This window comes from Streptomyces sp. NPDC051662 (genome assembly GCF_040681655.1).
Classification (GTDB): domain Bacteria; phylum Actinomycetota; class Actinomycetes; order Streptomycetales; family Streptomycetaceae; genus Streptomyces.
In genome coordinates this window covers 69,681-78,399 of the sequence record NZ_JBFAZD010000035.1, presented here as the reverse complement: position 1 = coordinate 78,399, position 8,719 = coordinate 69,681, and the positions used below count along the sequence as shown (strand labels likewise).

Sequence of the window (8,719 nt, the reverse complement as noted above, 5' to 3'; positions counted from 1 at the left end):
GGGCGGGTTGAGGTTCCGGGGGAGTTGGTGGAGTGGCCGGTGTCGGGTGGGCGGCGGCGTGCGGGTGTGTCGGCGTTCGGGATTAGTGGGACGAATGCGCATGTGATTGTGGAGGAGGCGCCGGAGGGTGCGCCGTCGGCTACTGGTCCGGTGTCGGTGTCTTCTCGTTCGGTGTCGATTTCCACTGGCCCGGTGTCGGTGTCTTCGGGGCCGGTGGTGTGGTGTTTGTCGGCTGTTTCGGATGTGGCGTTGCGGGCGCAGGCGGCTGGTCTGCGTGTGTTTTTGGAGGAGCGGCCGGAGGCGGTGGCGGCGGATGTGGGCTGGTCGTTGGCCACGACGCGTGCGTTGTTCGATCACCGGGCCGTGGTGGTGGGCGAGGACCGTACGGAACTCCTCACCGGACTCGAAGCACTCGCGCGGGGCGAGGCGGCCCCGCAGCTGGTCCAGTCCGACCCGGGTCGCGGCAGGACCGCGTTCCTGTTCTCCGGGCAGGGTGCGCAACGCCCCGGTATGGGTGCTGAGCTGTACCGCGCCTACCCCGTCTTCGCCGAGGCCTTGGACGAGGTCTGCGGCCAGTTCGACGCGCATCTCGACCGTCCTCTGCGTGCACTGATGTTCTCTCCTCCGGGATCCGACGAGGCGGAACTGCTCCACCGCACGGCATACGCCCAGCCCGCACTGTTCGCCCTGGAGACCGCCCTCTACCGGCTCGTCCGGTCCCTGGGTCCCGTTCCCGACTTCCTCATCGGTCACTCGGTGGGGGAGATCAGCGCCGCGCACGCCGCCGGAGTGCTGACTCTCTCCGACGCGTGCGTTCTTGTCGCCGCCCGCGCCCGGCTCATGGAGGCCGCGCCCGATTCCGGTGGCATGATCGCGATCGAGATCAGTGAGGCGGAGATGCGTGGCTGCCTCGGCGAGTTCGACGGCAGTGCCGGCATCGCCGCCGTCAACTCGCCCCGGTCCGTCGTGATCTCCGGGGAGGACATGACCGTCGAGAAGGTCGCCGCGTACTGGGAGACACGGGGGCGGCGGACCACTCGGCTGCGCGTGAGCCACGCTTTCCACTCCATGATGATGGACGGTGCCCTGGACGAGTTCCGTGCCGTTGCCGGGACCGTTTCCTTCAACCCGCCCGAGATACCTGTCATCTCCAATCTCACAGGCCGGCCGCCGCCGACGAGCTGTGCTCCGCCGACTACTGGACCCGCCAACTCCGGCACGCCGTCAGGTTCATGGACGGGGTGAACAGCCTGTTCGAGGAGGGTGTGACCACCTTCCTCGAACTCGGTCCCGACGCCACTCTCACCGCTCTGGTCCAGGACTGCGTCACGGGCACCGGTCCCGCGCCGACCCTGACGTCCGTACTCCGGCGGGAGAGGCCGGAGGCCCGGACGCTCGCGACGGCGCTCGCCGAGGCCCATGTCGCCAACACCACCGTGCCTCGCCCCAGCCTCGGCCATGACGCCGCGAAGGGCCGGGTCGACCTGCCCACGTACCCCTTCCAGCGCCGCCGCTACTGGCTGGAGGGCTCGGACGCGGTCCGCCGGCCGGCCGGCGGACGGCGCGGATCCCCGGACCATCCGCTGCTCGGCGCGGGCATCGACCTGGCCGTCACCAGCGACCGTTGGTTCTCCCAGGAACTCTCCGCCGACCGGCCCTGGTTCGTCCGTGAGCACCGCGTCGCGGGACGGTCCGTACTGCCCGGCAGCGCGATGGTCGAGTGGGCACTGGCCGCCGTACGGTCCATGCCCCGTCCCGAGCCCGCCGCCTGGACGCTGCGGGACGTGACCTTCAACGAGTTCCTGCCGCTCCCGGACGACGGGGCCCCGCTCACCGTGCAGGCCGTGGCCGAGGTGACAGGGAGCGCCCACCGGGTGCGCTGTCTGAGCCGGCGGGCCGGGCACGGGACCCCGTCCACATCCGGCGGAGGCTGGACCGAGCACGCCACCGTGGCGAGCGCCGGCCCCGGTGAGAGGCCCCGCCCGGCGCCCATGGACAGGCCGGGGCCGGGGGCGCACATGACCGAGCCGGCCACCGGGAGTCTGTACGACTCCTTCCGGAGAATCGGCCTCGACTACGGGCCCGCCTACCGCGCGCTGCGGCGGGTCCGGGTCGACGGAGACCGGGCGCACGCGCTGATCGCCGTCGACGAGGCCGCCCGGGACCAGGACACCTATCTGCTGCATCCGGTCGTACTCGACGCCTGCTTCCAGCTGGTGGTGGCCTTCACCGCCGACGACGACACACTGCGCGTACCCGCCTCCGTCGACCGGATCGATGTCTACGGGCCGCTCCCGGCCCGGGTCGAGTGCCGGGCCCACCGGCGTGGGACGACGACCCCCGGCGAGGTGTCGCTGGACCTGGAGGTGTCCTCGGAGGACGGTGAAGTCCTGGCCACCGTGGAGGGGTTGCGCTTCCGTGCGGTGCCCCGGTCCGCGCTCGGTGCCGTGCCGAGCCCGCCTCCCCGCCGCTACGCGCTGACCTGGCAGCCCCGGCCCGACTCACCGGGGACCGGGCCCGCCCCGCGCGCGCGGACCGGCACCTGGCTGGTGTGCGGAACCGACCCCGGGGCGACCGTCGCCTGGTGCGACCGGCTGGCCGCGCTCGGCGTCACGGCCACCGCCGTGGTCACCGGCGCCACCGCACCGCGGGCGGACTCCGGTGCGCTGCGTGTGGACGCTGCCTCGGACAGTGACGTGCGGCGGATGCTCGACACCGTACGCGGTGGCACGGGAGAGCCCCTCGCCGGACTGATCCTCCTCGCGGAGCCCGCCGACGCGGCAGCCGACGAGATCGTCGAGACCACGTACCGGCTGGCCCGCCGGACCAGCATGCTGCTCGCCGGCTTCCTGCGGGCCTTCGCCGCCGGACGTCCCGAGATCGTCATCTGCTCGGCGGGAGCGGCGGTGTTGGACGGCGACGGCGCGGCGGCCGGTGGCCGGGCGCCCGAGCTCGCACCGTCCGTCCTGACCGCCCTGACCCGGTCGGTCATCGCCGAGTACCCGGACCTGAGCTGCGTACAGATCGATATCGCACCCGGGACGCCGCTGCCCGCCCCCGCGGAGATCCTCGACCAGGTGTCGGCACTCGGCGGTTCGGGGCATCTCGCGCTGCGCGACGGACAGTGGTACGAGGCCCGCCTCCGCGACGAGGGACAGGACGGAACTCCGGCCGGCGAAGCACCACGAGCCGCCGCCCAGGGCCCCGTGGCGGTCCGTGGCGGCGCCACCTACCTGATCACCGGAGGTCTGGGCGGCCTCGGTCTGGCCACCGCCGCCTGGCTGGCCGGCAAGGGAGCCGAGTGCCTGCTGCTCGTCGGACGTACGCTGCCCGCCGGGACACCGCCCGAGGTGGCGGCGCTGCGGGCGCGCGGGGTCCGGGTCGAACTCCGGGCCGTCGACGTGGCGGACACAGCCGCGGTGGCGCGTGTCCTGGCCCACGCGCACAGCGAACTGCCGCCGCTGCGCGGGGTGGTGCACGCGGCCGGGATCAACGCCGGGGCCGTCCTGGAGCGAGCCGACTGGTCGGAGCTCAGCCGGGTGATGGATCCGAAGGTCAGGGGGGCCTGGAATCTGCATCGCCTCACCCACGGTCTCGACCTCGACTTCTTCGTCCTCTACTCGGCCCTGGGGGCGCTGATCGGCCTGACCGGGCAGCCGGGCTATCTGATGGCGAACGCCTTCCTGGACGCGCTGGCCGGCCACCGTCGGCGCCAGGGGCTGCCCGCCCTGAGCGTGGGCTGGGGAGCGTGGGCGGACACGGGCATGGCGGTCGACGGGGGCCTCGTGGAGCGGTTCGCCGCCTCGGGCATCCATGGCATGCCGGCCGACGAGGCCCTGGACGCCCTCGACCTCGTCTCCGCGGACGGTCCCGCACACATCGCGCTGGCCGCCGTCGACTGGCGGCGGTACGTGGCCGCCGGGGACCGGCGGCTTCCGGACACGCTGCTCGGCGATGTCGTACCGCTCGGCCCGTCGCCGGCCGCCGGGACCGACACCGGGACCGACACCGGGACCGGGACCGGCACCGGGACGGGCAACGACAGCGGGACGGGGACCGACAGCGGCCCCGGCCTGGCCGAACTGGTCCTCACCCGGCCCGAGGAGGCAGCGGAGGTCGCCCTCGAACGGCTGCTTGACGTGGTGGCCGTGCTCCTCGGGATGTCCGCGCGGGAGCGGGACGCGTTGCGTCCCACCTTCCGTTACAAGCACCTCAACGAACTGGGCTTCGACTCACTGACCACGATCCGGCTCCGCAACCGGCTCCGCGCCGACTTCTCCGCCGATGTGTCGGCGGACTACCTCTTCGGAGGCGGTACGGCCCTGGAGATCGCCGGGCTGATCTGCCGGCAGCTGACGACCATGAGCGTGCTCGCCACCGACGACGACGTGCTGGACGACGGCGCGGAGACCGAGGTGCTGACGCTGTGACCGCCCCGGCACCACCTCGACTGCCCCACGACGCGTCAACTGGCGGACAAGGAGAAACCGCTGTGCCTGAAAGCGGACCACGTGCGGTCCCGTCCCTGCTCGACGACCTCGCCCGGGCCGGCATCAGACTGCGGCTCGCACCGGGGGACCGGATCGAGGTGATCGCCCCCAAGGGAGGGCTCACCGGCGATCTCCGGGAGCGGATCGGTCAGTTCAAGCAGGAGCTCATCGGCTGGCTCGACGGCGCCCGTACCCGCCGGGAGCAGGAGGCCGAGCTGCCCGTCGTCACACCGGACGAGCGGCGTCTCCACGAGCCGTTCGCCCCGTCGGACCTTCAGCTGTCGTTCATCATGGGCGGCAGGGAGGGGTTCGAGTACTACGTGCGGCCCCACCAGTACATGGAGTACGACCTCGCCGAGACGGACCCCGGGCGTCTGGAGAAGGCGCTCAACCAGGAACTGGAGTTCCAGCGGCGGAATCTGGTCGTGGTCCGGGAGGATCTGCGGCTCCAGACGGTCCGTGACCCGGGTCCCGCCCATATCGAGGTGTTCGACGTCCGTCACCTGGACGCGGCGGGGGCACAGGCGCACATCGAGCGGGTCCGTGACTCGATGACGCGACGCGAGCCCGTGCACGACCGCTGGCCCTGGGTGGACATGCGGCTCAGCCTGCTGCCGGACGACACCGCCAAGCTCCACTACAACAACAACAATCTCTTCAGCGACGCCCCGGCGACCCTGCGGTTCATCAGCGCCGTACTGCGGCGTTACGAGAACCCCGGGGAGGCCCCGCCCGAACTGGAGATCAGCTATCGGGACTGCGTGCTCGCCCTGGCCGAGCTGGAGGAGTCCCCGCTCGGGCAGGCGTCGAAGAAGTACTGGACCGACCGGATCGCCGGCTGGCCCGCCGCACCCGAGATACCGCTCGCGGCCGGCGCCGACCCGCGACGGCGCTCCCGGCTGGAACGCCGGGAACTGCTCTTCCCCGCCGACGTCTGGGCATCGCTCAAGGAGAAGGCCGCCGCCCGCAATCTCACCACGACCAATGTGCTGTGCGGCGTGCACGCGGAGGTCCTGGCGTTCTGGAGCGGGTCGCGCCACTTCCTGCTCAACAACATGATCACGCACCGGCTCCCCCTGCACCCGCGGATGAGCGAGGTGTTCGGCAACTTCGCCTCCCTCTACCCGCTGGAGATCGACTGGCGGCACGAGGAGGGCTTCGAGGACCGGGTCCGCCGTCTCCAGGCCCAGGTCCTCTCCGATGTCGAACACATCTACTGGAGCGGCGTGAAGGTGCTCCAGGCGCTCAACCAGCACCGCCGCACCCCGGGAAAAGCCGTATGCCCGTACGCGGTCGGCAGCGCGCTGTTCGTCGGAGCGGCCGAACGTCCCGTGCACAGCCTGCTGGAGACTCCGCAGACACTCATCGACTGCGAGTTCTGGGATCTGCGGGACGGCAGTCTGTGGGTCATCTGGGACGTCATCGAGGACATGTTCCCGTCCGGGCTCGTCGACGCCATGCAGGAGGCCTACCGCTCCATCGTCATGCGGCTCGCCGAGAGCGACGAGGCATGGCGGCAGCGGGCCTTCGACCCGCTCCCCGACGATCAGCGCGCCCGGCGCGCCGCACTCAACGCCCCGTCCTGGCCGGTGCCCACGGGGCTGCTGCACGACTCCCTCGCCCGGCAGCGGGCCCGGCAGCCCGGCCGCCCCGCCGTGCTGACCGCCGACCGCACTCTCAGCTACGAGGCGCTCGCCGGACGTGCCGAGCGGATCGCCGGCACGCTCCGTGCGTCCGGTGTCGCGCCCGGCGCCCTGGTCGCCGTCGCCGCGCCGCCGGGATGGGAGCAGATCGCGTCGGTGCTCGGTGTGCTGACCGCCGACGCCGCCTATGTGCCGGTCGACCCCGACTGGCCGCCGGACCGGCTCCGTTACCTGCTCCAGGACACCGGCGCCGCCGCCGTCCTCACCAGCCGGGCCCGGCTGGACACGCTCACCGCGCTCACGAGCGTGCCCGTGCTGGCCGTCGACACACCGGAGGCCGGTGAGGCCGGCCCCGCCCCGGCGGGGGAGCCGCCGGAGACGACCCGGCAGCCGGGCGATCTCGCCTACGTCATCTACACGTCGGGCTCCACGGGCCGCCCCAAAGGGGCGATGCTCGACCACCGCGGGCCGCTCAACACCGTCACCGAGATCAACCGCCGCTACGGCGTGACCTCGGACGACGTGCTGTTCGGTATCTCCTCGCTCTGGTTCGACCTGTCGGTCTACGACATCTTCGGCGCCCTGGACGCCGGCGCCGCGCTCGTGCTCGCCGAACCCGGCCGGCCCGACCCCGCCGCCTGGACCAGGACCGTCCGGGAACGGGGGGTGACGGTCTGGAACTCCGTGCCCGCCCTCATGCAGCTCTTCGTGGAGGAGGCCGAGGGAGCGGGACTGCGGTTCCCCGGGCTGCGCCTTGTCCTGCTGAGCGGCGACTGGATCCCGGTCGGACTCCCGGACCGGATCCGCGCGATCGCGCCCAACGCCCGGGTGATCAGCCTCGGCGGCGCCACCGAGGCGTCGATCTGGTCCATCTGCTACCCCGTGGACCGGACCGACCCGGACTGGACGAGCATCCCCTACGGGAAACCGCTCGCCAACCAGAGCTGGCACATCCTCGACGAACTCGGCCGGGACGTCCCCGACCGGGTCACGGGACAGCTCTTCATCGGCGGCGAGGGCGTCGCCCTCGGATATCTGGGGGACGCCGAGAAGACCGCGTCCGCCTTCGTGTCCCACCCCGTCTCCGGCGAACGGCTCTACCGCACCGGCGACCTCGGGCGCCTTCTTCCCAGCGGGGACATCGAGTTCCTCGGCCGGATGGACTTCCAGGTGAAGATCCAGGGATTCCGGGTCGAACCGGGCGAGGTCGAGCACGCGCTGCTGGACCTCCCGGACATCGGACAGGCGGCTGTCGTGGCACGCGGGACCGGCTCCGGCAAGCAACTGGCGGCCTTCGTGACCGCCAAGGAGGGCTGCCCCGCGCCGGTGCCGTCCGCGGTGGGGGCCGCCCTCGCCGAGCGGCTGGTCGGCTATATGGTGCCCAGTCATGTCGCCGTGCTCGAACGCCTGCCACTGACCGCGAACGGCAAACTGGACCGTACGGCCCTGGAAGCGCTGAGCCCTGCCGATTCCGACGGCGGGCACCTCCCCGCCGAACCCGGGACCGCCACCGAACGCACCCTGGTGGACATCTGGCAGTCGGTGCTGGCGCGTGAGCCGATCGGGGTGCACGACGACTTCTTCGACCTGGGCGGCCAGTCCTTCACCGCGCTGCGGGTGATCGGGCAGATCGTCCGCCGGCTGGGACACCGCGTCCCGCTGGGCACGTTACTGGAGCGCCCCACCGTCGCCGGACTGGCCGACTGGCTCGACACCCGGCGGAGCGACTGGACCCCGCTGGTCCAGCTGCGGACGTCCGACGGTGACGAGGCCCCCTGGTTCTTCGTCCATCCGGCCGGCGGCAACGTGCTGTGCTACCGGTCGCTGGCCGAAGCACGCGACCGGCCGTTCTTCGCGTTCCAGGCACCCGGCCCCGCCACCGGCCAGGAGCCGGTGAACAGCGTGCCGGAGCTGGCCGCCCTCTATGTCGCGGCGTTGACGGACGTCCGGCCGCGGGGCCCGTACCGGATCGGCGGCTGGTCCTCGGGCGCCGTGATCGCGGCCGAGGTGGTCCGGCTGCTTGAGGCGCGCGGCGACCGGGTCGAGCGGCTGGCGGTGGTCGACTCTCCCGCGCCGGTGGCGCCGCGCGCGAACGCCGACGAGACACAACTGCTGCTCTGGTTCCTCGAAGACCTCGACATCGGTTTCGACCCGGGCGCCCCCGGCGCCGCGGAACTGCCCGGGCCCGAGGGGCCCCCGGTGACGGTCCGGCTCGGCCGCGCGCTCGACACGCTTCGTGAACGGGGCCTGGCCGACACCGGACTCGACCGTGATGAACTCGCCGACACCTTCGTGGTGTTCCGGGCCGTGGTGGAGGGCTGCGACCGCTACACCGCGTCGCCGGTCGCCGCCGACATCACGGTGCTGCGGGCCCGTGACGGCCAGGTCGGCGAGTTCGCCGACCACCCCTTCGCGGCGGCCCCCGACTGGGGCTGGTCCACGCTCACCACCGGTGCCGTGGACAGCCTGAGCGTGCCCGGAACCCACCACACACTGCTCGTCGGCGCGTCGGTGAACACCGTCGCCGACGCCCTGGACAGCACGCCGTATCGCGGGGGGCGGGCCCGGTGACCGCGGCGACGCGAG

The 8,719-nt window shown here is 72.3% G+C and carries 2 protein-coding genes and 1 pseudogene; all 3 read left to right on the top strand.

Features of this window, described 5'->3' with window-relative positions:
• Positions 1–1,884 (top strand): annotated as a pseudogene (locus AB0M67_RS36665) (acyltransferase domain-containing protein); the annotation flags it as partial.
• Between the two features lie 107 nt (positions 1,885–1,991).
• Positions 1,992–4,430: an SDR family NAD(P)-dependent oxidoreductase gene (locus AB0M67_RS36660; RefSeq protein ID WP_365751947.1), complete on the top strand. Its 2,439-nt coding sequence runs from the start codon at positions 1,992–1,994 to the stop codon at positions 4,428–4,430.
• 62 nt (positions 4,431–4,492) lie between these two features.
• Positions 4,493–8,704, top strand: a complete 4,212-nt coding sequence (locus tag AB0M67_RS36655) for an amino acid adenylation domain-containing protein (RefSeq protein ID WP_365751946.1) — start codon at positions 4,493–4,495, stop codon at positions 8,702–8,704.
• The last annotated feature ends 15 nt before the right edge of the window (positions 8,705–8,719 follow it).